Source organism: Dactylosporangium sp. CS-047395, from assembly GCF_050942185.1.
Taxonomy (GTDB): Bacteria; Actinomycetota; Actinomycetes; order Mycobacteriales; family Micromonosporaceae; genus Dactylosporangium.
In genome coordinates this window covers 8,795,231-8,820,476 of sequence record NZ_CP192015.1, presented here as the reverse complement: position 1 = coordinate 8,820,476, position 25,246 = coordinate 8,795,231, and the positions used below count along the sequence as shown (strand labels likewise).

Annotated in this window: 27 protein-coding genes and 2 pseudogenes; 16 read left to right on the top strand and 13 right to left on the bottom strand. The window is 71.6% G+C overall.

Annotated features, from left to right (window positions below):
* Position 1 precedes the first annotated feature (1 nt).
* The 3 genes from ACQP00_RS41170 to ACQP00_RS41160 all read left to right on the top strand — a co-directional run bounded on the left by ACQP00_RS41170 (position 2) and on the right by ACQP00_RS41160 (position 2,788).
* Positions 2-982 carry a segregation and condensation protein A gene (locus ACQP00_RS41170; RefSeq protein WP_433207338.1) on the top strand — a complete coding sequence of 327 codons (981 nt, stop codon included), beginning with the start codon at positions 2-4 and terminating at the stop codon, positions 980-982.
* Positions 979-1,992 (top strand): SMC-Scp complex subunit ScpB, encoded by a 1,014-nt coding sequence (gene scpB / locus ACQP00_RS41165; RefSeq protein ID WP_433207335.1) that lies wholly within the window; start codon positions 979-981, stop codon positions 1,990-1,992. The genes ACQP00_RS41170 and scpB overlap by 4 nt, the downstream gene beginning before the upstream one ends.
* Before the next feature lie 97 nt (positions 1,993-2,089).
* Positions 2,090-2,788, top strand: coding sequence for a pseudouridine synthase (locus ACQP00_RS41160; RefSeq protein ID WP_433224162.1), 699 nt, complete (start codon positions 2,090-2,092; stop codon positions 2,786-2,788).
* A gap of 57 nt (positions 2,789-2,845) precedes the next feature.
* On the opposite strand, the gene ACQP00_RS41155 is transcribed toward ACQP00_RS41160, so the two are convergent.
* Together ACQP00_RS41155 and ACQP00_RS41150 are read right to left on the bottom strand one after the other, a co-directional pair.
* Entirely contained in the window at positions 2,846-3,580 is a 735-nt protein-coding gene (locus tag ACQP00_RS41155; RefSeq protein WP_433207332.1) for an ABC transporter permease, read from the bottom strand.
* 9 nt (positions 3,581-3,589) lie between these two features.
* Complete coding sequence (locus ACQP00_RS41150) at positions 3,590-4,522, bottom strand: ATP-binding cassette domain-containing protein (RefSeq protein ID WP_433207329.1); 933 nt, start codon at positions 4,520-4,522, stop codon at positions 3,590-3,592.
* Between the two features lie 61 nt (positions 4,523-4,583).
* Here ACQP00_RS41150 and ACQP00_RS41145 point away from each other — a divergent pair, with 61 nt between their 5' ends.
* Positions 4,584-5,561, top strand: coding sequence for a helix-turn-helix transcriptional regulator (locus ACQP00_RS41145; protein ID WP_433207326.1), 978 nt, complete (start codon positions 4,584-4,586; stop codon positions 5,559-5,561).
* On the opposite strand, the gene ACQP00_RS41140 is transcribed toward ACQP00_RS41145, so the two are convergent.
* On the bottom strand, positions 5,558-6,121 hold the full coding sequence (locus ACQP00_RS41140; protein WP_433207323.1) for an NADPH-dependent FMN reductase: 564 nt from the start codon (positions 6,119-6,121) through the stop codon (positions 5,558-5,560). The genes ACQP00_RS41145 and ACQP00_RS41140 overlap by 4 nt on opposite strands.
* A gap of 92 nt (positions 6,122-6,213) precedes the next feature.
* On the opposite strand from ACQP00_RS41140, the gene ACQP00_RS41135 reads away from it, so the two are divergent.
* The 3 genes from ACQP00_RS41135 (at position 6,214) to der (ending at position 8,876) form a co-directional block, all read left to right on the top strand.
* On the top strand, positions 6,214-6,753 hold the full coding sequence (locus tag ACQP00_RS41135; protein WP_433207320.1) for a MarR family winged helix-turn-helix transcriptional regulator: 540 nt from the start codon (positions 6,214-6,216) through the stop codon (positions 6,751-6,753).
* A 72-nt stretch (positions 6,754-6,825) separates the two neighbouring features.
* Positions 6,826-7,497 carry a (d)CMP kinase gene (gene cmk / locus ACQP00_RS41130; RefSeq protein ID WP_433207317.1) on the top strand — a complete coding sequence of 224 codons (672 nt, stop codon included), beginning with the start codon at positions 6,826-6,828 and terminating at the stop codon, positions 7,495-7,497.
* Positions 7,498-7,535: 38 nt separating this feature from the next.
* Complete coding sequence (der, locus tag ACQP00_RS41125; RefSeq protein WP_433224160.1) at positions 7,536-8,876, top strand: ribosome biogenesis GTPase Der; 1,341 nt, start codon at positions 7,536-7,538, stop codon at positions 8,874-8,876.
* Here der and ACQP00_RS41120 read toward each other — a convergent pair.
* A complete protein-coding gene (locus ACQP00_RS41120; protein WP_433207314.1) occupies positions 8,842-9,117 on the bottom strand; it encodes a hypothetical protein in 276 nt (91 codons plus the stop codon). The two genes, der and ACQP00_RS41120, sit on opposite strands and share 35 nt — an antisense overlap.
* 152 nt (positions 9,118-9,269) lie before the next feature.
* Between ACQP00_RS41120 and ACQP00_RS41115 the strand changes: the two genes are divergently transcribed.
* Positions 9,270-10,169: an ATP-grasp domain-containing protein gene (locus ACQP00_RS41115; RefSeq protein ID WP_433207311.1), complete on the top strand. Its 900-nt coding sequence runs from the start codon at positions 9,270-9,272 to the stop codon at positions 10,167-10,169.
* Here ACQP00_RS41115 and ACQP00_RS41110 read toward each other — a convergent pair.
* From ACQP00_RS41110 to ACQP00_RS41080, 7 genes are all read right to left on the bottom strand, one after another.
* Positions 10,166-11,551 (bottom strand): ferredoxin reductase family protein, encoded by a 1,386-nt coding sequence (locus ACQP00_RS41110; protein ID WP_433207308.1) that lies wholly within the window; start codon positions 11,549-11,551, stop codon positions 10,166-10,168. The two genes, ACQP00_RS41115 and ACQP00_RS41110, sit on opposite strands and share 4 nt — an antisense overlap.
* A complete protein-coding gene (locus tag ACQP00_RS41105; RefSeq protein ID WP_433224158.1) occupies positions 11,548-12,204 on the bottom strand; it encodes a RibD family protein in 657 nt (218 codons plus the stop codon). The genes ACQP00_RS41110 and ACQP00_RS41105 overlap by 4 nt, the downstream gene beginning before the upstream one ends.
* Positions 12,205-12,283: 79 nt before the next feature.
* Entirely contained in the window at positions 12,284-12,916 is a 633-nt protein-coding gene (locus tag ACQP00_RS41100; protein ID WP_433207303.1) for a GTP cyclohydrolase II, read from the bottom strand.
* A gap of 62 nt (positions 12,917-12,978) precedes the next feature.
* Positions 12,979-13,914, bottom strand: a complete 936-nt coding sequence (locus ACQP00_RS41095; RefSeq protein WP_433207300.1) for a lysylphosphatidylglycerol synthase transmembrane domain-containing protein — start codon at positions 13,912-13,914, stop codon at positions 12,979-12,981.
* 55 nt (positions 13,915-13,969) lie between these two features.
* Positions 13,970-14,983 (bottom strand): glycosyltransferase family 4 protein, encoded by a 1,014-nt coding sequence (locus ACQP00_RS41090; protein ID WP_433207297.1) that lies wholly within the window; start codon positions 14,981-14,983, stop codon positions 13,970-13,972.
* Positions 14,984-15,005: 22 nt separating this feature from the next.
* Positions 15,006-15,404 (bottom strand): 6-pyruvoyl trahydropterin synthase family protein, encoded by a 399-nt coding sequence (locus tag ACQP00_RS41085; RefSeq protein ID WP_433207294.1) that lies wholly within the window; start codon positions 15,402-15,404, stop codon positions 15,006-15,008.
* A gap of 156 nt (positions 15,405-15,560) precedes the next feature.
* Positions 15,561-16,532, bottom strand: a complete 972-nt coding sequence (locus ACQP00_RS41080) for a zinc-dependent alcohol dehydrogenase (RefSeq protein WP_433207291.1) — start codon at positions 16,530-16,532, stop codon at positions 15,561-15,563.
* Between the two features lie 159 nt (positions 16,533-16,691).
* On the opposite strand from ACQP00_RS41080, the gene ACQP00_RS41075 reads away from it, so the two are divergent.
* The 4 genes and pseudogenes from ACQP00_RS41075 to ACQP00_RS41060 all read left to right on the top strand — a co-directional run.
* Positions 16,692-17,351, top strand: a complete 660-nt coding sequence (locus tag ACQP00_RS41075) for a CDP-alcohol phosphatidyltransferase family protein (protein ID WP_433207288.1) — start codon at positions 16,692-16,694, stop codon at positions 17,349-17,351.
* Complete coding sequence (locus ACQP00_RS41070; RefSeq protein ID WP_433207285.1) at positions 17,351-19,015, top strand: sulfatase-like hydrolase/transferase; 1,665 nt, start codon at positions 17,351-17,353, stop codon at positions 19,013-19,015. Before ACQP00_RS41075 ends, ACQP00_RS41070 begins: the two co-directional genes overlap by 1 nt.
* Positions 19,016-19,064: 49 nt before the next feature.
* Positions 19,065-20,309 (top strand): glycoside hydrolase family 3 N-terminal domain-containing protein, encoded by a 1,245-nt coding sequence (locus ACQP00_RS41065; protein WP_433207282.1) that lies wholly within the window; start codon positions 19,065-19,067, stop codon positions 20,307-20,309.
* A gap of 138 nt (positions 20,310-20,447) precedes the next feature.
* Positions 20,448-20,760, top strand: a pseudogene (locus ACQP00_RS41060) (transposase); the annotation flags it as partial.
* 91 nt (positions 20,761-20,851) lie between these two features.
* Here ACQP00_RS41060 and ACQP00_RS41055 read toward each other — a convergent pair.
* Together ACQP00_RS41055 and ACQP00_RS41050 are read right to left on the bottom strand one after the other, a co-directional pair.
* Positions 20,852-21,076: pseudogene (locus ACQP00_RS41055) on the bottom strand (leucine zipper domain-containing protein); the annotation flags it as partial.
* A 124-nt stretch (positions 21,077-21,200) separates the two neighbouring features.
* A complete protein-coding gene (locus ACQP00_RS41050) occupies positions 21,201-21,410 on the bottom strand; it encodes a hypothetical protein (protein ID WP_433207279.1) in 210 nt (69 codons plus the stop codon).
* 462 nt (positions 21,411-21,872) lie between these two features.
* Here ACQP00_RS41050 and dnaK point away from each other — a divergent pair, with 462 nt between their 5' ends.
* Genes dnaK through ACQP00_RS41030 form a run of 4 tightly spaced genes read left to right on the top strand, consistent with a single transcriptional unit; the run spans position 21,873 to position 25,237 of the window.
* Positions 21,873-23,696: a molecular chaperone DnaK gene (gene dnaK / locus ACQP00_RS41045; RefSeq protein ID WP_433207276.1), complete on the top strand. Its 1,824-nt coding sequence runs from the start codon at positions 21,873-21,875 to the stop codon at positions 23,694-23,696.
* Complete coding sequence (locus ACQP00_RS41040; protein ID WP_433207273.1) at positions 23,696-24,145, top strand: nucleotide exchange factor GrpE; 450 nt, start codon at positions 23,696-23,698, stop codon at positions 24,143-24,145. Before dnaK ends, ACQP00_RS41040 begins: the two co-directional genes overlap by 1 nt.
* Complete coding sequence (locus tag ACQP00_RS41035; RefSeq protein WP_433207270.1) at positions 24,135-24,950, top strand: DnaJ C-terminal domain-containing protein; 816 nt, start codon at positions 24,135-24,137, stop codon at positions 24,948-24,950. The genes ACQP00_RS41040 and ACQP00_RS41035 overlap by 11 nt, the downstream gene beginning before the upstream one ends.
* Positions 24,947-25,237: a chaperone modulator CbpM gene (locus ACQP00_RS41030; RefSeq protein WP_433207267.1), complete on the top strand. Its 291-nt coding sequence runs from the start codon at positions 24,947-24,949 to the stop codon at positions 25,235-25,237. Before ACQP00_RS41035 ends, ACQP00_RS41030 begins: the two co-directional genes overlap by 4 nt.
* Positions 25,238-25,246 lie beyond the last annotated feature (9 nt).

Below are 25,246 nucleotides of genomic sequence, written 5' to 3'. Positions count from 1 at the left end.
CGTGACTGAGCCGGTTGTCGAGTCGCCCGCGCCCGCGGTGGCGGACGCTCCTGCAGTGTCCCCGGATCCGGCTCTCCCGCTCGCGGCGCCGTCCGGGTTCCAGGTCAAGCTGTCCAACTTCGAGGGCCCGTTCGACCTGCTGCTGCAGCTGATCGGCAAGCACAAGCTCGACGTCACCGAGGTCGCGCTGCACACGGTGACCGACGACTTCATCGCCTACATCCGGGCCATGGGCGACGACTGGGACCTCGACGAGACCTCCGAGTTCCTCCTGGTCGCGGCCACCCTGCTCGACCTCAAGGCGGCCCGGCTGCTGCCGTCGGCCACGGTCGAGAACGAGGAGGACCTGGCCCTGCTGGAGGCGCGGGACCTGCTCTTCGCGCGGCTGCTGCAGTACAAGGCGTTCAAGGAGGCGGCGGCGCACATCCAGGGGCTCGAGGCCATCGGCTCGCGGCGGTACCCGCGGTCGGTCTCGCTCGAACCCCAGTACGCCGAGGCCCTGCCCGACCTCGTGCTCGGCGTCGGGCCGGCGCGGCTGCTCAAGCTGGCGGTGCGCGCGTTCACCCCCAAGGTGCCGCCGGTCGTCTCCGTCGCCCACATCCACCAGGTCCGCGTCAGCGTCCGCGAGCACGCCAACATCCTGCGGGACCGGCTGTTCGAGCAGCGCGAGGCCACGTTCGCCGCGCTGTGCGTCGACTGCGAGACGACCCTCGAAGTGGTGGCCCGGTTCCTGGCTCTCCTCGAGTTGTACCGCGAGAATCTCATCGAATTCGAGCAGGTCCAGGCGCTGGGGGAGCTCCTCGTGCGCTGGACGGCCACCGACGGCGCCGCCGTGGAGATCGAGGTCGAGGAGTACGACGGGTCGTCCGCGCCCACGCCCGCGGCGCCGGCGACCGCCGAATTGGCGGAATCCGGTGGTTCGTTGGATGCTTCGGAGTCGCTTGAGGGCGCGGCGGTTGGGGACGATGAGGTGGACGAGTGAACGAGGACGACAAGCCGACGGGTTCGCTGGCCGATCAGGCCGCGAGCTGGGTGCCTCCGTGGGCGCGTCCGAAGCCCGACCCTTCCGCGGCGCCCGCGTTTCCCGATCTGCAGTGGCAGTCCGACGACGAGGAGCCCGCGCCCACGCCATCCTCGGAGCCTGAGCCGTCGCCGGAGCCTGAGCCATCGCCGGAGTCTGAGCCTGAGCCTGTAGCTGAGGTTGAGGCTGAAGCTGAGCCTGAGGTTGAGGCTGTAGCCGAGGTTGAGGCGATTTCGGCGCCTGAATCGGAACCGGCGCCTGAATTAGAACTTGAGCCCGAAGCTCTTGTCGAGACGTTGCCGGGGCTTGAAGAGCCGGCTGTCGAGGGGCCCGTCGAAGTTGAGGAGCCCGTCGAAGCGCCCGTTGTTGAAGCGGCCGTTGTCGAAGCGCCCGCGGCCGTCGAAGAAGAGCCGAAGCCTGAACTCGGCGAGGCCGAGCTCAAGGCCGCCGTCGAGGCCATCCTCCTGGTCGTCGATGAACCGACCAGCGAGGTCACCCTCGCCCAGGTGCTCGACCAGCCCGTCGAGCGCGTGCTGGCGGCGCTGGAGGCGGCCGCGGCGCAGTACACGAGCATGGGTTTCGGGTTTGACCTGCGCAAGGTCGCCGGGGGCTGGCGGCTCTACACCCGGCCCGAGTATGCCGCCTATGTCGAGAAGTTCGTGCTCGACGGTCAGCAGATCCGGCTCACCCAGGCCGCCCTGGAAACACTGGCCGTGATCGCGTACAAGCAGCCCGTGACCAGATCGCGCATCTCCGCCATCCGTGGTGTGAACTGTGACGGTGTGGTCCGTACGCTGGTGACCCGGGGGCTGATCGAAGAGGTCGGCAGCGAGCCCGACAGCGGTGCCTTCCTGTACCGCACGACGACGCTCTTCCTGGAGAAGCTCGGCCTGGAAAGCGTCGAGCAGCTGCCCCCGCTCGCCCCGTTCCTGCCCGACGACATAGATGAGATCGCCGATGCCCAGCGTTGAGCCCGATGCCGAATCCACCGGTCAGCAGTTCACCGGTTCCGCCTTCGATGCCCCACCGGACGCGGTGCGCCCGCGCAACGAGGAGCGCCTGCAGAAGATCCTGGCCGCCGCCGGGCTCGGGTCGCGGCGGGCCTGCGAGCGCATGATCGACGAGGGCCGGGTCACGGTCAACGGCAAGGAGGCGACGCTCGGCGACAAGGCCGACGCCGCCCAGGACGCGATCCACGTCGACGGGTCGCGGCTGATGACCGACACGCGGATGGTGTACATCGCGCTGAACAAGCCCCGCGGCGTCGTCTCCACGATGGAGGACGACAAGGGGCGCAACGCGATCTCGGACCTCGTGCCGAACATCGAGACCCGGGTGTACCACGTCGGGCGCCTCGACCAGGACAGCGAGGGCCTCATCCTGCTGACCAACGACGGCGGGCTGGCGCACAAGCTGATGCACCCGTCGTACGAGGTCTCGAAGACCTATCAGGCCGAGATCCCCGGCCCGGTGCCGCGCGCGATGGGGCGCGAGCTCAAGACCGGGGTGACCCTCGAGGACGGGCCGGTCAAGGTCGACGCGTTCAAGGTGGTCGACGCGTACGGCAAGGTGGCCCTGGTCGAGGTGGTCCTGCACGAGGGCCGCAACCACATCGTCCGGCGCCTGTTCGACGCCGTCGGGCACCCGGTGGTGCGACTCATCCGCACCCAGATCGGCCCGATCCGCCTCGGTGACCTGCGACCGGGCCGCACGCGGCACCTGTCGCAGGCCGAGATCGGAGCGCTGTTCAAGGCCGTCGGGGAGTAGCCCCGCTCAAGGCCTCAGGTCGAGCGCCGCGCCTGTCGCGGGCCGGGACCGGGGGCCTCAGGTCGAGCGCCGCATCGCGCGGATGCCGACCGCCAGGCCGACGACCGCGGTCAGCGCCGCGGCCACGAAGCCCCAGGCCACCGTCGACGTCGCGATGTGGCCGGCGAACAGGTCACGCTCGGCGGCGACCATGTGCGCCAGCGGGTTGACGTGGGCCGCGGTGCGCATCCACGCCGGCCCCGACTCCAGCGGCAGCAGCATCCCGGACAGGATCATGAGCGGGAACAGCAGCGTCTGGTGGACGGCCCAGAACATCCAGTCCGTGCGCCGGACCGCGACCGCGAGGGCATAGCTCAGCGACCCCAGCCCCACGCCGAACAGCGCCAGCAGCACCAGGCCGAGAAGAGCGCCGCCGGTGTACAGCCTGAAGCCGAACGGCAGCATCACGAGCACGATCACCAGGGCCTGACCGGCCAGCGGGACCATCTCCTTGACCGCCCGCCCCACGAGCAGCGCCGGGCGGGACAGGGGCGTGACGAGCATCCGCTCGTGGGCGCCGGTCAGGAACTCCTGCAGCAGGTTCGCGCCCACCGTCGACGTGCTGAACAGCGTGGTCATGACCAGGATCGACGGTACGAACCACTGCCACACGTCGCCGCCGAACGTGCTTTTGAGCAGCGGGCCGAACAGGGCGAGGAACACCAGCGGCTGGACCATGCCGAAGATCAGCGAGAACGGGGAGCGCAGCAGCGGGCGCAGTTCACGGCCCGCGACGATGGCGATGTCGGACATGGCTACTCCTCAGGCGTCGCGCAGGTTGCGGCCGGTCAGGGCCAGGAAGACGTCGTCGAGCGTGGGGCGGCGCACCTCGGCGGTACGAACGGAACCCGCCGCGGCGGTGATCAGCTCGGGCAGGGCGGCCGGCCCGTCGCTCACCCGCAGCTCGATGCCGTCGGGGCGGACCTCCAGGTCGCGGGCGCCCGGCAGCTCGGCCGCGATCGCCGCCAGCGCCGGGCCGTCGCCGGTCGCGAGCAGCCGGTCGCCGGCCAGCTTGGCCTTCAGCTGGTTCGGGGAGTCGTCGGCGATCACCTCGCCGTGGTCGACCACCACGACGCGCTCGGCCATCGAGTCGGCCTCGTCCAGGTAGTGGGTGGTCAGCACGATCGTCATGCCGAGCTCGGCGCGCATCCGGGCGATGTGCGACCACAGGTTGGCCCGGTTCTGCGGATCGAGACCGGTCGAAGGCTCGTCGAGGAACAGCAGCTCGGGCGCGTGGACCAGGCCGATGGCCACGTCGAGGCGGCGCTGCTGGCCGCCCGACAGGTCGGTGACCTTGCGCTCGCCGAGCTCGGCGAGGTCGAGCGCCTCCAGCAGCTCGTCCGCCCGGCGCTTCGCCTCCCGGCGGTCCAGCCCGTAGATGCGCCCCTGGACGCGCAGCTCGTCGCCGACGCGCTGGGTGTGGGCGGCGCCGTTGCCCTGCCCGACGTACCCGATGCGGCGGCGCACCCGTTCCGGCTCCTCGACCACGTCGTGCCCGGCGACGACGGCGGTGCCCGCGGTCGGCTGGATCAGCGTGGTGAGCATGCGCATCGTGGTGGTCTTGCCGGCGCCGTTCGGGCCGAGCACCGCGACCAGCTCGCCGGGCTCGATGTCCAGGCTGATCCCGCGTACCGCGTGCACCTTGGTCTTGCGGCCGGTGGCGAAGTCCTTGGTCAATCCTCGCGTTCGAATCATGCGAGCAGCCTCGCAGTGGATGCGGACAGCCCCTGTCCTGTACTGCGCCCATACTGAACCCATGCTCGAAACCTCGGCCCGGCTGCTCGCGCTCCTGTCCCTGCTGCAGGCTCGGCGCGACTGGCCCGGGCAGACCCTCGCCGACCGGCTCGAAGTGAGCCCGCGGACGGTACGCCGGGATGTCGACCGCCTCCGCGAGCTCGGCTATCCCGTCCAGGCCACGCGCGGGCCCGAGGGCGGCTATCGGCTCGACGCCGGCTCGGAGCTGCCGCCGCTGCTGTTCGACGACGACCAGGCGGTGGCCGTGGCGGTGGCCCTGCAGACGGCCACGATGTCGGTCCAGGGCGTGGAGGAGGCGGCGCTGCGGGCGCTCGCCACGGTGCGCCAGGTCATGCCGGCGCGGCTGCGGCACCGGGTCGACGCGCTGCGCGTCACGCGGGTGCCCAAGAGCACGTGGCGGGAGGGTGACATCGACGCCGAGCACCTGCTCACGATCGGCGCCGCGGTCCGGGCGCGCGAGGTGCTGCGCTTCGACTACGCGGGCCGCCGCGAGATGGCCGAGGGGCCGGGGGGGCAGCGCCCGCCGCGCCGGGCCGAGCCGCACAGCCTCGTCACCTGGGGCGGCCGGTGGTACCTCGTCGGCTTCGATCTGGACCGGGCGGACTGGCGCACCTATCGCGTCGACCGCATGGTCCCGCGCACGCCGAACGGGCCGCGGTTCACGCCGCGCGCGCTGCCGGCACCGGACGTGGCCGCGTTCATCGCGTCGAAGTTCGAAGGGCACGATCCATACCCCTGCCGCGGTACCGCCGTGCTGCACGCCCCGGCCGCGGCCGCCAACGACTGGATTCGCGGGCAGGGCGTGGTCGAGGACGAGGGGCCGGACCGCTGCCGGGTGACGGCCGGCTCGTGGTCGTGGACCGGCCTGGCCGCCTGGTTCGGCATGTTCGGCGTGGAGTTCGAGCTGGTGGGGCCGGACGAGCTGCGCGCGGCCAGTGCCGAACTGGCCGCGCGCTTCGCCCGGGCGACCGCGGCTTAGGCGGCCTTGCGGACCGTCTCCAGGGCCTTGCCCCACGCGATGGTCTGGTCGAGCACAGTGCCCAGCGAGGCCTCGTGCTGCGGGCCCGGCTTGAACACGCTGAAGTTCTCGAAGTCGTTGAACAGCGACAGCGCCACCTGCGCCCGCACGTCGGCGATCTGCAGCTCGGCCGCGATGAGCCGCAGGTGCTCGACCGCCCGGGTGCCACCGACCGAGCCGTAGCTCACGAAACCGGCCGCCTTGTTGTTCCACTCGGCGTACAGGAAGTCGATCGCGTTCTTCAGGGCGCCGCTGGTCGAGTGGTTGTACTCCGGCGTCACGAAGATGTAGGCGTCGAACTCGGCGACCTTGGCGGCCCACTGCTTGGTGTGCTCGTTGGCGTACTGCCCGAAGGACGGCGGCATCGCCTCGTCCAGGTGCGGCAGGTTGTAGTCGAGCAGGTCGACCAGCTCGAACTCGGCGTCGGAGCGCCGGCTCGCGATGTCGTACACCCACTTGGCCACGGCCTCGCCGTTCCGGCCCGGGCGGGTGCTGCCGAGGATGATCCCGACCTTCGTCATGGTGGTTGTTCCTTCACGCATAGGGTGACGTGTCACCGAAACCATAGCTCAGGCCCAAGGTGATGTGTCACCGATGACCGTAGACTTTCGGTGTGACGAATTCGGAGCCGCCCTGGCTCGACGAGCGCGAGCAGCGGGCCTGGCGCGCTTATCTCGCGCTCAACGCCGAGGTCCAGCGGCGCGCTGCCCGTCAGCTGCTGCGTGAGACCGGGCTCACCATGGCCGAGTACGCGGTGCTCGTCAGCCTGTCCGAGGCGCCGGGCGGCCGGCTGCGGGTGTTCCAGCTGCGGGTCGCCGCCGACTGGGAGAAGACCCGGCTCACGCACCAGATCACCCGCATGACGGCCCGCGGCCTGGTGGCCCGCGAGCCCTGCGCCGACGACCCGCGCGGCGCGTTCGTGGTGCTGACCGACGCCGGCTGGGAGGCGGTCACCACGGCGGCGCCGCGCCACGTTGCGCACGTACGCCACTGGTTCTTCGACGCCCTGACCTCCGAACAGGTCGACGCGCTGCTGGACATCGCCGACTCCGTGCTGGCCAGGCTGCCCGCCGCCGACGAAACGATGGGTCCGGATGTGGGACCGGACATTTCGGATATGTCGGACTCGTGTGGTGGCCCGTCTCCTTGCTGACTCCCGTGGGTGGTCGTCATCGGCGGGTCAAGTACTGTTTTGAAGGGCTTCATCGAGTCAGAGGAGACGGGCGTGCACGACGAGGGCCGGCAACTGGTGGTTGCCGTCGACGGGCCGTCCGGCTCCGGCAAGTCCACCATCTCCCGCCGGGTCGCCCAGGCGATGAACGCGCGGTACTTGGACACCGGGGCGATGTACCGCGCCGTGACCTACGCGGTGCTGCGCGACAACGTCGACCTGGCCGACGCCGACAAGATCGCCGCGGTCGCCGAGGACGTGGAGCTGACGATCACCACCGACCCCGCCGCGCCGCACATCAGCGTGGACGGCGTCGGGGTCGACCGGGAGATCCGCGGGCCCGAGGTCACCCGGGCGGTGTCGGCCGTTTCGGCGGTCCCGGCCGTGCGCGCGCTCCTCGTCGCCCGGCAGCGCGAGATCATCGCCGAGGCCGAGCGGATCGTGGTCGAAGGGCGCGACATCGGCACTGTCGTGGCGCCCGCCGCCGACCTGAAGGTCTACCTGACCGCCGACGCCGAGGAGCGGGCCCGCCGCCGCAGCAGCGAGAACGCGTCCGACCGGGCCGCGACCGCCGCCGACCTGGCCCGCCGCGACCGCCTCGACTCGACCCGCGCGGCCGACCCGCTGCGCCAGGCCGACGACGCCGTGGTCCTGGACACCACCGCGCTCGGCATCGACGAGGTGGTCGAGCGGCTGCAACGCATGCTCGACAAGGTGACGGCGTGAACCAACCGCCCGCGGACGTCGACCGCGAGGCCCCCGGCATCGGGTCGGGCGAGTCGGACGTCGATCTGAGCCTGCCCATCGTGGCCGTCGTCGGGCGGCCCAACGTCGGCAAGTCCACCCTGGTCAACCGGATCCTCGGGCGTCGGCAGGCGGTCGTGGAGGACGTCGCCGGGGTGACCCGCGACCGGGTCGCCTACGACGCCGAATGGACCGGCCGGCACTTCACCGTCGTGGACACCGGCGGCTGGCTGCCCGACGCCCGGGAGCGCGCCAAGGCGATCGCCACCCAGGCCGAGATCGCCGCCCAGACCGCCGACGTCGTGCTGTTCGTGGTCGACGCCACCATCCCGCCGACCGCCGACGACGAGGCCGCCGTCCGCATGCTGCGGCGCAGCGCCAGCAAGGTCATCCTGGTCGCCAACAAGGTCGACAACGCCCGCATCGAGGGCGAGATCTCCAGCCTCTGGGGCCTCGGCCTGGGCGAGCCGTTCCCGGTCTCGGCCCTGCACGGCCGCGGCTCCGGCGACCTGCTCGACAAGATCCTCGAGCACATGCCCGAGGCCCGCCCGGCCGAACCGCGCGAGGCCGGCCCCCGCCGCATCGCCCTCGTCGGCCGCCCCAACGTCGGCAAGTCCAGCCTGCTCAACAAGCTGGCCAAGGAGGAGCGCGCGGTCGTCGACTCGGTCGCCGGCACCACGGTCGACCCGGTCGACAGCCTCGTCGAGTTCGGCGGGGAGACGTGGCACCTGGTCGACACGGCCGGCCTGCGCAAACGCGTCGCGCACGCCTCCGGCACCGAGTACTACGCCTCGCTGCGCACCAACGCCGCCATCGAGGCCGCCGAGGTCGCGATCGTCCTGCTCGACGCGAGCGAGGTCATCTCCGAGCAGGACCAGCGCATCATCACGATGGTCATCGAGTCGGGGCGCGCCCTCGTCATCGCTTTCAACAAGTGGGACCTCGTCGACGACGACCGCCGGTACCAACTGGGCAAAGAAATCGAACGCGAACTGCGGCGCGTCCCCTGGGCCGTGCGGGTCAACGTCTCCGCGCTCACCGGTCGCGCCGTCGACAAGCTCGCGCCCGCCCTGCGCACCGCCCTGGCCAACTGGGAGCGCCGCGTCCCGACCGGCCAGCTCAACCAGTGGCTGACCGCGCTCGTCCAGCAGACCCCCCACCCGGTCCGCGGCGGCCGCGCCCCGCGCGTGCTGTTCGCCACCCAGGCCGGCGTCAGCCCGCCGAAGTTCGTCCTGTTCACGACGGGCGTGCTGGACCCGGGCTACGTCCGCTTCGTGGAGCGCAAGCTGCGCGAGGAGTTCGATTTCACGGGTACGCCGATCCACATCACCGTGAAGCCGCGGAAGAAGAACAAGAAGTAGTCGGCGCCAGCCGGTCGGCCAGATCGGTCAGGCGATCGGCGTGGTGCTCGATGGCCCGGATCATGCGCCGGTCGTCGTCCCCGTCCATGCGGTCCCCGAGGATCTCGGCGTACCCGCGGATGGGTGCGAGCCCTGACCGCAGTACAAACGACAGGTCTTCGTCCTGATGCTCTTCAACGACCTCGGGCCGCACCCGGTTGCGCCGGGGCAGCAACGCTTCGGCACCCGCGGCGAGCACCACGAGTACCACGAAAACGGTGAGTCCCAAGGCGCGCTCCCAACGAATGTCCAACCGGTCCGAGCCTGACTTCGGCGTGCAGCTCGGTTTCGTGAGGGCCGGCCACCGAGCCGCACCTGGTTGACCCTTCCCGCACCCCGTGACACCGTCGCTGCATGCGCGTGGCTCTGGTGACGTCGGCCGGATTTCCGGAGCCGCTGTGGAAGGACGCCGACACCCCGCTCGTCGCCGCCCGCCTGCGGGCGCTGGGCGCCGAGACCGCCCAGCCCGCGTGGGACGGCCCGGAGCACGACTGGACCACCTACGACGTGCTGGTGCTGCAGTCACCGTGGAGCATGTGGCCGAAGCTGCCGCAGTTCCACGCCTGGTTGCACGCGCGCGTGGCGGAGGGCACGCTTGTGCTCAATCCGCCTCCGGTGGTGGAGCTGGGGTCGGACAAGACGTACCTGTTGCGGCTGGCCGCTCTGGGCGTGCCGACGGTCCCGACGCACGTGATCACCGGGACGCCGGACCTCGACGCGCTGCGTTCGCTCTTCCCGCCGCCCGACTCGCCGCGCCGGACCGTCGTCGCCAAGCCGCTGTCGTCGGGCGGCGCCCTCGGTGCGGTGGAGTTCGGGCTCGACGACCTTCCCGCGCTGGCCACGCATCTGCGCAACGTCGGGACGGCTCTGGTGCAGCCGTATCAGGCCGCCATCGACGTGCATCGGGAGCTGGCGGTGCTGACCCTCGACGGTTCCGTTTCGCACGCGATCACGAAGGCGGCGATTCTGCGGCCCGGCACTGCCGAGCGGCTGTTCCATCCGGATCCGCGGCCGTACGGGCCGCTGTCCGACGCGCAGCGCACGCTCGTCGCGGAGACGTATGCGGCGCTGGTGTCGTTGCTGCCGGCGGGATGTCCGCCGCCGCTGTCGGTGCGGCTGGACTTCATTTTGGATCCGGACGCGCCGCGGGGGATGTCGCTGCTGGAGATCGAGGCGGTCGCGCCCGTGAAGTTCTTCGCGCACTTTCCCGACGAGTGCGACCGTTACGCCCGGGCGATCCTCGCGCGGGCCTAGTCGGCCATGGCGAAGATTTCGGCGTGCTGTTGGGTTTTCGGGACGCCGAGCTTGCGCAGAGAGGCCAGCACCGCGTTCGTCATCGCCGTCGGGCCGCAGACGTAGACGTCGCGCTGTTTGATGTCGGGGACGATTTTCAGCAGGTGGTCGGGGCTCAACGGCGGCGGGTCCGAGTCGCGCGTGCGGCCGACGACCAGCATGAGTTGTGCGCCCTTGGCGCGGGCGAGGTCGCGGAGTTCGGTGCTCAGTGTTGCCTCGGATTCGGAGCGGACGCGGTACAAGACGATGATGGAACCGGACAGTTCCTCCAGCAGCGACCGGATCGGCGTGATGCCCACGCCGCCGGCGATGAGCAGCGTGGCGGATTTGGTGCGGTGTTTGCTCGTGAAGGAGCCGTAGGGGCCCTCGACGATCACGCGGGTGCCGACGCGGAGGTTGCGCAGGCCCGCGCTGCCCGCGCCCACGGCCTTGGCGGTCAGGCGTAGGGCCTTGCCGTCGGGGGCCTTCGACAGCGACCACGGGTTCGCCTGCCACCACCTGGTCGGGGTGAGGAAGCGCCACAGGAAGAACTGGCCCGCTTCCGCCGGGAGGGCGTGCAGGGCGCGGCCGGTGACGTAGACCGAGACCACGTTGTCGGATTCCGGGACGACGGCCGAGACGCGCAGGTTGTGGCGGAGGTTGCGGTAGAGGGGCAGCAGCATGCGACCGAAGACGAACAGGCCGATGGCGACCGTCCACAGGAGCCACCAGTAGGCCTTGGCCCAGGTGGCGGGCTGGGAGATGGGGTTTTCGATGGTCTGGTGGACGATCGCGAAGGCCACCGTCGCGTACGTCCCGAGGTGGATCAGGTGCCACAGCTCGTACGGCAGCCGGCGGCGCATCGCGCGGGTCGAGAACAGCACGACGAGCAGCAGGACGGTGCCGGAGATGATGCCGGCGAGGGTGCCCAGCGAGCCGAGCCACTTCGACGCCAGGGTGCTGAACGGCCAGTTGTTGACGATCGCGTAGGCCCACGACGCCAGGGTGGCGTGGACGAGGATGGTCCAGGCCAGGCCGAGGCCGACCCAGCGGTGCCAGGCGGTCAGCTGGCCCATGCCCAGCCGGCGGTCCAGCCAGGGGACCCGGGCTACCAGCACCAGCTGCAGTGCCAGTAGCACCGCGGCGTGCAGGCCCAGGAAGCGGCCGACCGACAGCATCATGTTGGGGGCGTCCGACGCCGTCCAGAACAGGGCCTCGACGACCGCGGCGTTGGCGAGGGCCACCGCCAGGAGGGCGAACGTCGCGCGTTGCGGGCCGTTGCCGCCGCGCGGGCGGCGGTGGCGCTGGACGCGCTCCGAGATGGCGGCCCGCGCGTCCGGGACGTGGAAGGGCGCGTCGATCATGTGGCCTCGAATCGGTCGGAGAGGGCGTAGCGCAGGAGTACCACGTCGTCCATCTGGCGTACATCCACCACCGTGGCACGATGGCCCGGGTGCCAGGGGAAGGCGCCGTCGCCGACGAAGCGCGGGGCCCGGCCGTCGCCGACGAAGAACGGGGCGATCACGAGCTGCAGCTCGTCGACGAGGCCGGCGGTGAGGAACATGGTGTGGATCTGGCTGCCGCCCTCCACAAGCAGCCGTTGTACTCCCCGAGCCGCGAGATCCGCCAGCGCCAGTTCGAGGTCGACGGGCTCGCCGCCGTCGACGACCTCGGCCCGTTCGCCGATGCGGGCGCGGTGGCGGCGGGCGGTGGTGGTCGCGCAGTACACGATCTTCTCGGTGTCGCCGTCGGTGAAGAAGCGGGAGTCGGGGTCGACGTCGCCGTGGCCGAAGATCGCGACCTTGGCCGGCAGCGGCGGCAGCCCGTTCTCGGCCCGCCGTTCGCGCCGCTCGGGGGCGCGCACCATGAGGCGCGGGTTGTCCCGGCGGATCGTGTTGGCCCCGACGAGGATCGCGTCGCAGCCGGCCCGCATGGCGTCGACGCGGTCGAGGTCCTCGCTGTTGGACAGGACCAGGCGCTCGTCGGTGGCGTCGTCGAGGTACCCGTCCAGCGACATCGCGCAGCTCAGCAGCACGTAGGGCCGGGGGCGGGGAGACTGCACGGCCGCATTGTCCCAAGGGGCGAGCGTGCTGGCCTCACCTCGCGGCGGCACGGCTCGCCTTTGCCGCGAGGTAGCCCGCGTTCGCCTTGCTCAGAAATACCCCCGTCGGTACCACGCTGTCGACCGTCACCCCGAGCTTGCCGAGCTGGTCGGCCTTGTCCGGGTTGTTGGTGAGCAGCCGGATGCGGGTGACGCCGAGCGCGTCGAGCATCTGGGCCGCCGCGGAGTAGTCCCGCTCGTCCTCGGCGTGCCCGAGGGCCAGGTTGGCCTCGAAGGTGTCCAGGCCGGTGTCCTGCAGGGCATAGGCGTCGAGCTTCGAGTACAGGCCGATGCCCCGCCCCTCCTGCCGCAGGTACAGGACGAATCCCCCGGCCTCGGAGATCCGCTCGATCGCCTCGCGCAGCTGCGGCCCGCAGTCGCAGCGCTCACTGCCGAAGATGTCCCCGGTCAGGCACTCGCTGTGCAGCCGGACCAGTGGCGCGGCGCCGTCGCCGGCGCTGCGCCGGGCCGCGTCCGCCCAGTCACCGAGGCCGAAGGCGACGTGCTCGCGGCCGTCGACCAGGCCGTTGAACGAGAACAGGCGGGCGGTGGTGGAGTACCCGTCGAGGAGCCGCAGCGGCACGGTCACCTGCGTGCGCATCGTTGCCCCGGGCAGTGTTTCGAACATTCCGCTCCTTTGTCTCGGGTCGACCCGCCACGGCGCGGCGGCGGAAGAGTCTTTTGTCTCGGTCAACCCGCCACGGCGCGGCGGCGGAAGAGCAGAACCGCGACACCGGGAAGGCTCGACACCAACACCAGTACCCCGTAGACGGTCGCCGTCGCGACCCCTTGTGCGGCGGTCAGGCCGGCGGCGGCGAACGCCCAGGCGGCGACCCCTTCGCGCGGCCCGAATCCGCCGATGTTGGCCGGAACTCCCATGGCCAGCAGGGCCAGCAGGGTCAGCGGCAGGAGCTGGGAGGCCGGCGCGGTCAGGCCGGCGGTCCGCGCGGCGACCAGGAACGTGATCAGGTGACCGGCCACCGCGACGGCGGAGAAGAACACCACCCCGGGCCAGATCCGCCGGGTGAGCAGCACCTCCCGCACGTCGGCCCGCAGCGTGTCCACCGCCCGGCGCCACCACTGCGGCCCGCGTCGGCCGGCGACCAGCGCCAGCACCACCACGACCAGCGCGAACAGGGCGACGACGGCGGCGATGCGGGGCACGTACGGCCGCACGGGTGAGGGCAGCGCCCAGAGCAGGGCGACGGCGAGGGCGATCTGCACGACCTGGCCGGCGGTGCGCTCCCAGACCACGGCGCGGATGCCGCGGCCCAGGTCGCCGTCGGCCTTGCCGTGCCCGACGGCCCGGTCCACGTCGCCCAGCACGCCGCCGGGCAGGGTGGAGTTGATGAGCACCGCACGGTACAACTCGGCGATCGCGGTGCGCAGGGACAGTCGCATCCCGAGGCCGCGCGCGACGAGCTGCCACCGCCAGGCGCAGGCGACGATGGTGGCCGCCCCGACGCCGACCGCGGCCAGGATCGCCCAGGCGTCGATCTTGCGCAGGCCGGCCAGGAACGGGCCGCTGCCGATGCGCCACACGAGCAGCGCGAGCACGGCGAGGCCCGCGACGGTGCGCACGAGGCCCCAGTTCACGGCCCGGCGCGGCGCGGCGACGCTCGACATGACGAATCCCTTCCGGACGATCTCTTAAGACATACGCCGCCGAATGCGATCGGGTTCAGTCCGTGATCACCTTCCGGAAAACCGCTTCCACGGTACGGGCAGTGTCGTCCCACCCCGTGAGCATGGCCCGCCGTGTGCGGGCGGCCGTCCGCAGCTCATACCGCAGTTCCGGCTCGTCGAACCATCGGCGCAGCGCGTTCGCGAGCGCGTCCGGGTCGCCCGGCGGCACGAGCATGCCGGCGTCGCCAACAACGTCCGGCAGTCCCTTGGCGGTCGTTCCCAGCACCGGTACCCCGCGCGCCAGCGCCTCCGCCGCCACCATGCCGTAGGTCTCGCCCCGGGACGGGTGGACCAGCAGGTCGGCGGCGGCGTAGAGGGCGCCGAGCTCGGGGCCGGTCCTGGCGCCGACCAGGTGGATGCGGTCGCCGAGACCGAGCGCGTCGATACGCTGGGTGACCCGTTTGACATAGGCCGGATCGCGGTTCGTCGCGCCGGCGAGCACCCCGGTCCAGTCCCGGTCGGCGACCTGGCCCAAGGCCTCGACCAGCACGTCCTGGCCCTTGTGAGGACCGAGGACGGCGACCGTCAGCAGCGCCCCGGCGCCGCCCGAACCGGCCGCGAGCGGGGCCTGATCAACACCGGGAGTAGCGACCTGGATCCGGTCGGCGGTCAGGGCGTACAACTGGTGCAGACGGCGACCGGTCCAGTCGCTGGTGACGAGGACGCTGCGAGCCGCACGCAGCGCCCGCGCCTCCGCCGGCCGGGCCGCCGGGTCGTCGTCGCCGAACGGCATGTGCACGAGCACCACGAGCCGCAGCCGGGCCGCGTGGCGCTCGAGCACGGCCGGCGCGCAGGAGGCGATCAGCCCGTCGATCACCACCGGCGCGCCGTCGGCGACGTCCGCGAGGAGGGCGTCGAGCGCCGCGAGCTCTTCGGCGGCCGGGGTGGGCCAGGCCCCGAACGCCGGCCGCTCGTCGGCGTCCAGCCGGGCGCAGACCTCGCGGTCGTACCGGTTGCCGCCGCTCGGCACGGCCGGATCGTCGATGTCGTTGGGGAGGACGAAGATCACAGGACAGCGATCATGGTGAGCATCAGAGCGTGCGCTCGTAGGTGGCCCAGGCCACGTGGGACTCGCGCAGCGTCACCGACAGCCGCTCCAGGCCGGTCGCGCCCGGACCGAGGCCGCCCGCGGCGATCCGGTCGGCGAGCCGGTCGGCGACCACCGCGGCGAGCATCTCGGTCGAGGTGTTGATCCCGCTGAAGTCGGGCTCGTCGTCGAGGTTGCGGTAGTTGAACGCGGCCAGGACGTCCTTGAGCTCCTGCGACGCGAGCCCGATGTCGACGACCAGGTTGTCGGCGTCGAGGTCGCGCCGGAAGAACGTCACGTCGACCACGTAGGTGGCGCCGTGCAGCCGCTGGGCGGGCCCGAAGACCTCGCCGCGGAAGCTGTGGGCGATCATCATGTGGTCACGGACGGTGAGGCTGTACACGCGTAAAGCTCCTCGGAGTAGGTGATCAGGGCGCTGTTCCAGGATGACGTGCTGCTGCCCGTCGGACCCGGTGCGGTGTTGAGGGGGTGTGGGTGGAGCTTGCTCCCCCACTGTTTTTCAGGACATGACGCGGTGTCCAACGGTGCCAGGGCGCCCTTACAGCGCATAGGTGATCAGGTGGCACAGGGCAGGCAGTGAGCCGTCGGCGAGGCGTGGGAGCACCGCCGGCAGCTGTTCGAACGGTGACGAGCCGGTGATGAGGGCGTCGAAGGCCGGGTCCCGCAGCAGGCGCAGGGCCAGGGCCAGCCGGTCGGCGTAGGTCCGCGACGAGCTGCGGGCCGGCGACACGGTGCCGACCTGGCTGCTGCGGATGGTCAGGCGGCCCGAGTGGAATGTGCCGCCGAGCGCGAGGGTGACGGGGCGGTCGCCGTACCAGCTGAGCTCGATCGCCGTGCCCTCCGGCCGGAGCAGCTCGAGGGCCCGCTGCAGGCCGCGCTCGTTCGCGCTGGCGTGGATGACCAGGTCGCGGCCGCCCGCCGCCTCCTCCGGCGCGCGGAACGGGACGCCGAGCGCCGCCGCCACCGCGGCCCGGGCCGGGTCGACGTCGACCAGTTCGACCTCGGCGCCCGGCAGCCGGGCCAGCAGGGCGGCGACGCTGCAGCCGACCATGCCCGCGCCGATCACGGTCACCCGGTCGCCGATCAGCGGGGCGGCGTCCCACAGCGCGTTGACCGCGGTCTCCACGGTCCCGGCGAGCACGGCCCGGCGCGGCGGCAGGCCGTCCGGCAGCGGCACCACGGCCGAGCGCGGCACGACGTACGCGGTCTGGTGCGGGTACAGGCAGAACACCGCCCGGCCGCGCAGGTCCGCCGGCCCCTCCTCGACCACCCCGACGTTGAGGTAGCCGTACTTCACCGGGAACGGGAAGTCGCCCTCCTGGAACGGCGCGCGCATGACGTCGTGCTGGTCGGCCGGCACCTTCCCGGCGAACACGAGCGTCTCCGTGCCGCGGCTCACACCCGAGTACAGCGTGCGGACCAGCACCTCGTCCGCACCGGGCGCCGGCACCTCGACGCGACGGAGTTCACCGCCCGTGTCGGTGAACCAGAACGCGTTCGCCGTGCGCATAGGGGTACTCCTTAGGCATGTTGAGGATCGAACCGTGAACGCCGAATGCGCGTATGCACCACTGTCGGGTTCATGGTCAGCTAGCACAGCCTCGTACACGGAGTGACGATGCCGAAGGTTCGAACCGGTCCGGTCTCTGGACTGATCTTCCATGTTGCCGTGCTCGCTGTCCTGTCGGGGACGGTCGGGCTGGGAACGGCCGGATGGGCGATCGGTCTGGTCAGCGGCCTCGTCACGTACGTCGCCCTCGAGTACGGGCTGCAGCGCTCCGGCGCCGAGGCGTTCGGGGCGGCCAACTGGGTGACGCAGACCCGGGCCGCGCTGGCCGGCGGGGTCGCGGCCCTCACCGCCGACTCGTTCACCCGCCCGGCGCCGATCGCGGTGCTGTGCCTGCTCGCCGCCGTCGCGCTCGCGCTGGACGCGGTCGACGGCCAGATCGCCCGGCGCACCGCGGGCTGCACGCCGCTCGGGGCCCGGTTCGACATGGAGGCCGACGCCTGGCTGATCCTGGTGCTGAGCGTGTTCGTGGCCGAGTCCGTCGGGCCGTGGGTGCTCGCGATCGGGCTCATGCGATACGTCATCGGCTTCGCCGGGTGGCTGGTGCCCTGGCTGCGGGGTCCGGTTCCGCCACGGTACTGGCGGAAGGTCGTCGCCGCGATGCAGGGCGTGACCCTCGCCGTGGCCGCGACGGGGCTGCTGCCGCTCGCCGTGACCACCACGGTCGTGGCGATCGCGCTGCTGTTCCTCGTCGAGTCGTTCGGCTCCGAGGTGCTGTGGCGCTGGCGGCGGCAGTCGCTGCGGGTGGCGGTGTCCTCCTGATGGCGGTCCTGTCCCCACCCGCGGAGGCCCCCGCCGCCGTTCCCGCGAAGCCGCGCCGGCACTGGCTGCGCACCGGGCTCGTCTGGCTGGGCACGGTGCTCGGCGCCGCCGTGGTGCTGTTCACACTGGTGACGCCCGATTCGCTCACGCAGTACACCTGGATGGCTTTTCTGCGCATCCCGATCGAGGGGCTCCTGCTGGTCGCGGTGTTCCTGGCCGTGCGGGGCCGCGCCCGGACCGTCGTGCTGAGCGTGGCGGGGGTCGTCCTCGGCCTGCTGCTGATCATCCGGCTGTTCAACCTGGGCTTCTACACCGCGCTGTCCCGCCCGTTCGACCCGGTGCTCGACTGGGTGCTGCTCGACCCGGCGTTCGGGCTGGTCGAGTCCTCGCTGGGCAAGCCGGCCGCGGTCGTGCTCACCGTCATCCTCGGGCTGATCGTGCTGTCGGTGCCGGTGGTCATGACGCTCGCGCTGCGGCGGCTGTCCCGGCTCGCGGTGCGCCATCAGGTCGCGACCACCCGCGGGACCGCGGTGCTGGCCGGGGTGTGGGCCGTGTGCGCGGTGTTCAGCGTGCAGACCGGCGGGCTGCTCGCCGCCTCCGACGGGGCGGTGGCCGCGCTCGGCGACCAGATCGGGCTGGTCCGGCGGGACATCAACGACGGTGAGAAGTTCGGCCAGCAGGCGCAGATCGACGCGTTCCGCGACGTGCCCGGCTCGCAGCTGCTGACCGCGCTGCGGGGCAAGGACGTGCTGCTCACCTTCGTGGAGAGCTACGGGCGCGACGCGGTGCAGAATCCGCAGTACGCGCCGCAGGTCAGCGCGGTGCTCGACGACGGCACGAAACGGCTCGCGGCGGCCGGCTTCTCGGCCCGCTCCGCGTTCCTGACCTCCCCGATCACCGGCGGCGGCAGCTGGATGGCGCACGAGACGCTGCTGTCGGGCCTGTGGGTCGACAACAACCAGCGCAGCTCGTCGCTGCTGGCCGGGGACCGGTTCACGCTCAACGCCGCGTTCCGCCGGGCCGGCTGGCACGTCGGCGGGATCATGCCGGCCAACGACCGGGACTGGCCCGAGGGCAAGTTTTTCCAGTACCACGACCTGTACGACTCGCGGACCATGGGCTACAAGGGCCCGAAGTTCAGCTATGTCCCCGTGCCGGACCAGTTCACGCTCGCGGCGTATCAGCGACTGGAGCGCCAGCCGGGCCACCAGCCGGGCTTCACCGAGATCCCGCTCGTGTCGAGCCACGCGCCGTGGACGCCGATCCCGCAACTGGTCGACTGGAAAGACATCGGCGACGGTACCGTCTATCAGACCATGAGCACCGAGGGCGACCCGCCGGACTCGGTCATCCGCACGTCGGACAAGATTCGCACGGCGTACCGCAACTCGATCGTGTACTCGCTCAGCTCACTCATCTCCTACATCGAGACGTACGGCGACGACAACCTCGTGGTCGTGTTCCTCGGCGACCACCAGCCGTCCCCGGTCATCGTCGGCGACACCGCCAGCCACGACGTGCCCATCACGATCGTGGCCAAGGACCCAGCGGTGCTCGCGAAGATCTCCGGCTGGGGCTGGCAGCCGGGGCTGCGGCCGGCGGACGGGGCGCCGGTGTGGCGGATGGATCAGTTCCGCGACCGGTTCCTGACCGCGTACCGCTAGACGCCGTATCCTCGGGTCCGGACGGGGGCCTTCGGAGGGAGCGCAGCGGATGCCGAGAGGATCGCGCCGGAACGCCGAGCCGTGGCGGGTGTGGGCGATCGTCGCGGTGGTCGTCGTGGTGCTCATCGGGGCTGGGGTCGCGTACGCGGGCTTTTCCGATGGCGGTGACTCGCCGTCTCCGGGCTCCGCGGCTGCTCCGGGAACGTCGTCGGGGACACGCCCGAGCTCGGGTGCCGCGCCGTCCGCCTCCACCGGGTGCGCCGAGTCGCTGGTCGCCAAGATGCCGCTCGAATTACAGGCGGCGCAGCTGCTCATGATCGGCACTCCGCTGAGCTCACCGCTGGGCGCGACGTCGACGCTGGGGAAGTACAAGCTGGGTGGGCTCTTTCTGGCGGGTCGCTCCTCGACGTCGGCGGCGACCCTGCGCGGGCAGATCGCCCAGTTGCAGGAGGCGGCCAAGCAGAACGGCGGCCTGGCCCTGCAGATCGGCATCGACCAGGAGGGCGGCCAGGTCCAGACCCTCAAGGGCGACGACTTCCCCGCCATCCCGACGGCGGTGAACCAGGGCAAACTGGACGCCTCGACGCTGTCGTCGAGGACGGCCGAGTGGGCCGGGCGCCTGAAGAACGTCGGCATCACCATCGACCTGGCCCCGGTGGCGGACGTCGTGCCGGCCGAGATCGGCAAGAGCAACCCGCCGATCGGTGGCTTCGAGCGCCAGTACGGCTCGACCCCCGACCCGGTGGCGGAGGACATCACCACGGTCGTGACCGCCGTCCAGGGCGCGGGCGTGCAGACCACCCTGAAACACTTCCCGGGCCTGGGCCGCGTCCGCGTGAACACCGACACCTCAACGGGCGCCCAGGACACCGTGATGACCGCCGACGACCCCTACCTCAAGCCCTTCGCGAGCGGCATCAAGGCCGGCTCCACCGCGGTCATGATCTCGTCGGCCACGTACCCGAAGCTCGACTCCCACAACGTGGCCGCGTTCTCCTCCCCGATCATCACCGACCTGCTGCGCGGCAAACTCGGCTTCGACGGCCTGGTCATGTCCGACGACCTGGGCGCTGCGGTCGCGGTGAGCTCGGTCCCGGTGGGCCAGCGCGCGGTGAAATTCATCCAGGCGGGCGGCGACATGCCGTTGAGCGTGCGGCTGGCGGACGCGCAGCCTATGACGGACGCTTTGATCGCAGCGGCGAAGGCGGACCCGAACTTCGCCAAGCGGGTGACCCAGTCGGCCACGCGGGTGGTGCGCAGCAAAGTCAACGCCGGCCTCACCACCTGCGGCTAGGCCCTGTCCTCCCGATCATGGCCCTGAGTCGTCGGCGATGTCTCGGTGGTTCACCGTGGCGAGCTGACTGATGCGGCCTGGATGGTGGTTGCGCCATTGCTGCCGGAGCTGGGGTCGCGGTCCGCCCAGTCCGGGCACCGGCTACGAGACCTGCCGGACATGCTCATCGCGGACATGGGCTACGCCCACGACCCGACCGGCGGCCGCTGCGGCAGCGGCGCCTCCGGCACACCATCCCGGAACAGTCCGACCAGATCGCCCGCGCCGCCAACGGCAGCCGTGGCGGACGGGCACCGAACTCCGACCCAGCGCTCTACCGGCGGCGCAACGTTGTGGAACGCTGCTGCAGCCAGTGCAACACTGGCGTGATCTGGCGACCCGCTACGCCAAACGCGCTGCGATATACCAAGTCAGCCTGCAACGCATCGCCGCACTGATGTGGTTGCCATGATCGGCGGGACAGGCCCCAGGTTTCCCCAGAGAGGTCAGGAACGCGGTCGGCGGGTGGTCCGCCGATCGCGGTGTCGTGGCGGCAGGCGCCGGCGCAGGTGCAGGACCTGTCGTTCGACCGGCCGGGGTGCGCGGGCCGGGCTGCGCTGCGGGCGGCTGGACCGGTCACGCACGCCCGCGGCACCCTCGGCCCGGTACCGGTAGGCCCACCGTTTCGCGGTCGTCACAGCGACCTGGAACCGGTCAGCGGCCCGGCGAAGCGGCCAGCCGTCATCGACGACACCACGAGCAAGCCGCAACCGGCCGAGATCGGTCAACGGGGCATGAGCGTAGGCACGAGTACCCCCCGGGTGTGGTCTGGAACTGTCGCAAGCTCCACCTCACCCGGAAGTCCTCACCTATTCCAGGACATCCCCCCGCGTTACCAATGTCCATGGCCGACTAGCCCCGCGCGAGGATCGCCCGGGCGTAGCGGTCGCACTCGTCGGGAAAGTCCGCGAAGAACTTCACGGGCGCGACCGCCTCGATCTCCAGCAGCGACATCCCCCGCGGCGCGTCCGGGTCCAGGATGAAGTCCAGCCGCACCGACAGCGGCGGCGGACTTCCCGCGGGTAGCGGCACCGCGAGGCGGCCGCCGTTGGCGTTGAGCACGACGCGGCTGAGCAGGGGTCACCGAGCTGTACGTGAACCAGCCGAGCAGCTCGGCTCGGTCAAGGCGGCGGTGCGCATGGCCGGGCTGCTGGGGCTTGAGCGGCTCGCGCAGGGCAATCCCGCACACCTGGCAGACCACGTGCTGTTCCGAGCCGACGCGTGGTTTCGGGACTGCGTGTTTGCGGCGGGTGCGTGGTTCGTGGGCACGCGCTTCGACAGCGCGGCGCAGTGCTCCGGGGCCGCGTTCCGGAGGACGTCCGGCTTCGCGCAGGTGAGCTTCGGCGGGAGAGGTGGGCCACCTTCCAGAACGCGCTCGATCTGCCCGAGGTGGTCACCCGCTCCGGGGCGGGGGGCGGCGGTGGGGGCTGGGGCGGGTCAGTCATCCGGTGGGCAGGACGCTCATGCCGTACATCCGCTGAAGGCTGGATCCCGAGGACGTCACCCGCGTCGGAAGGATCGGCCATGGCCAGGGCAGTCGGTATTGACCTCGGCACGACCAACTCGGTGATCGCCGCGTTCGAGGGTGGTTCGCCGACGGTGATCCCCAACGCTGAAGGGAGCCGGACCACGCCGTCCGTTGTTGCGTATACGGCCGGTGGGGAGCGGCTTGTCGGGCATCTCGCGCGGCGGCAGGCGGCGCTCAACCCCGAGGGGACGATCACCTCCGCGAAGCGGTTCATCGGGCGGCGGTTCGATGAGATCGCTGAGGAGGCCGCGACCGTCACCTATGCGGTGGCGCCCGGGCCGGAGGGGGCCGTGCGGTTCGATGTGCGCGGACGGCAGATCTCGCCGGAGGAGGTTTCCGCTCAGGTACTGCGCAAGCTCGCCGACGATGCCGCGAAGTACCTCGGGGAGAAGGTTACCGAGGCGGTCATCACGGTTCCCGCGTACTTCAACGACGCGCAGCGGCAGGCTACCAAGGACGCCGGGCGGATTGCCGGGCTCGAGGTGCTGCGCATCATCAACGAGCCGACGGCGGCGGCGCTGGCGTATGGGTTGGACAAGCAGGGGCACGAGACGGTGCTCGTGTTCGACCTCGGTGGTGGGACGTTCGACGTGAGCATTCTCGACGTCGGGGACGGCGTGGTCGAGGTGCGGGCCACGGCGGGCGACACGCATCTCGGCGGGGACAACTTCGATCATCGGCTGGTCGACCATCTCGCCGAGGAGTTCAAGCGGGACGAGGGGATCGACCTGCGCAAGGATCCGCAGGCGCTGCAGCGGCTGATCGAGGCGGCCGAGCGGGCGAAGATCGAGTTGTCGACGGTACCGCAGACGACTGTGAATCTGCCCTTCATCACGGCGGACGCGAACGGGCCGAAGCATCTGACCAGCACCGTCACGCGGGCCGTGTTCGAGGACCTGACGCACGATCTGCTCGAGCGGACGCTCGCGCCGGTGCGGCAGGCGATGAGCGATGCCAAGGTGGGGGAGGGCGACCTCGACGAGGTGATTCTCGTCGGCGGGGCCACCCGCATGCCCGCCGTGCAGGCGCTCGTGCGCAGGCTGACCGGCGGCAAGGACCCCAACATGAGCGTCAACCCGGACGAGGTGGTCGCGCTCGGAGCGGCGATCCAGGCCGGTGTCCTGAAGGGCGATGTGCGCGATGTCGTACTCCTCGATGTCACCCCCCTCTCGCTCGGCGTGGAGACGCTGGGCGGGCTGATGACGCGGGTCATCGAGCGGAACACGACGATCCCGACGCGGCGGACCGAGACGTTCACGACCGCCGAGGACAACCAGCCCGCCGTGGAGGTCGTGGTCCTGCAGGGCGAGCGCGAGCGGGCGGCGGACAACCGGGTGCTGGGCCGGCTGCGGCTGGAGCACATCCGGCCGGCGCCGCGGGGCGGGCCGCAGATCGAGGTCACCTACGACATCGACGCCAACGGCATCCTCAACGTGTCCGCGCGGGACCGGGACACCGGCGGCGAGCAGCAGATCACCATCACCGAGAGCGGCACGCTGGACAAGGCTGACGTCGAGCGGATGGTGCAGGAGGCCGAGCGGTACCGCAACGAGGACGAGGCCACCCGCCGCTCGGTCGAGGCGCGCAACGAGCTCGACGGCGCGGCGTACCAGGTGCGGCGGCTCCTCGAGGAGCGCGGGAACCAGATCCCGGAGCATGAGCGCGGCCGCGCGGAGATGCTGCTGCAGCAGGCCCGGTCGGCGCGGGACGACCAGGTCCGGCCGCTGACCGAGGATCTGCGGCAGCTGGCGTACGCGCTGACCGGCGCCTCCGCGACCACGCCCGCCGACGAGGACGTCGTGGACGCCGAGTTCTCGTGATGGAAGAGACTGACTGGGAGGAGCGGTGGCGGCGGGCCGAGGCCGACGCCGACAACGCGCGGAAGCGGTGCGAGCGGCTGGTCGCCGAGCGCACCGCGGCCGAGCGGTCGCGGTGCACGGCCGCCTGGCTGCCGCTGCTCGACCACCTCGACCTGGCCCTCGCGCACGCCGCCGCCGACCCGGCCGCGATCGTGCAAGGCGTCGAGCACGTGCGCGCGGAGGCGCTGGCGATCCTGGGCCGGCTCGGCTTCGCACCGGTGGGGGAGCCGGGCGAGGTGTTCGACCCGGCGCGGCACGAGGCGGTCACGTCGGTCGCCGCGGCCGAGCGCGGGCCCGGCACCGTGGCGCAGGTGATCCGGCCCGGCTACGAGGGCCCGGACGGGCTGCTGCGCCCGGCCGCGGTGGCCGTGGCGGTCGGACCGGACGAGCGGACCGACGATGGCGCGTGACTACTACGAGGTGCTCGGGGTGCCGAAGGGCGCGCCGGGCGAGGAGATCCAGCGGGCGTACCGCACCCTCGCCCGGCGCAGCCACCCCGACGTCAACAAGGAGCCGGGCGCGGAGGACCGCTTCAAGGAGATCACCGAGGCGTACCACGTGCTGTCCGACCCGGCCCGCCGCCGCGAGTACGACGCGCGCTCGACGGTGCCGCCCAGCGGTTTCCAGGGTTTCCACGGCGGGCCGAGCGGCTTCACCGACCTGGGCGACCTCTTCGGCTTCGGGCCGGTGCGCGGGGCCGACAGCGAGGCGGTCATCACGATCCCGCTGGAGGACGCGTACCGCGGCGGCCATCGCACGGTCACGCTCCCCGACGGCACCCGCCTCGGCGTCACCATCCCGCGCGGCGTCACCGACGGTCAGCGGCTGCGGCTGGCCGGCCAGGGCTCGGGCGGCCTCGGCGGCGGCCCGCGCGGCGACCTCCAGCTCGTGGTGCGGTTCGCGGCCGACCCGCGGTACACAGTGGACGGTCGTGACGTGACCGTCCGGCTGCCGGTCACGCCGTGGGAGGCGACCCTCGGGGCGAAGGTCCCGCTGCGCACACCGGGCGGCGAGACCCGCCGGGTGGACGTCCCGGCCGGCTCGTCGTCGGGCCGGCGGCTGCGGCTGCGCGGTCAGGGCCTGCCGGGCCTGTCGCCCGGCGACCTCTTCGCCGAGGTCCGGGTCATGGTCCCGGCGCGCCCGACGCCGGACGAACGCCGGCTGTTCGAGGAGCTGGCCCGCACGTCCACGTACGACCCCCGGAGCGTGGTATGACCCTGGCCCTCGTCCACCGCCATGTCCTGACCCTGGAGGCCTTCGCGGCCGCGGGTGGCGTGCACCCCGTGCTGGTCACCCGCTTCGTCGCGCTGGGCCTGCTCGACCCGGTAGCGGGGGCCGGCGGCGAGCCCGAGTTCCCGGCGGCGCAGCTCGCGCGGCTGGCCCGGGTGCAGCGCCTGCACGCCGAGCTGCCGCTGAACTACGCCGCCCTCGGGGTGGTGCTGGACCTCCTGGCCCGCATAGACGAACTCGAGACCGAGGTCCGCCGCCTCGCGGGGCGCTGACCAGGACCC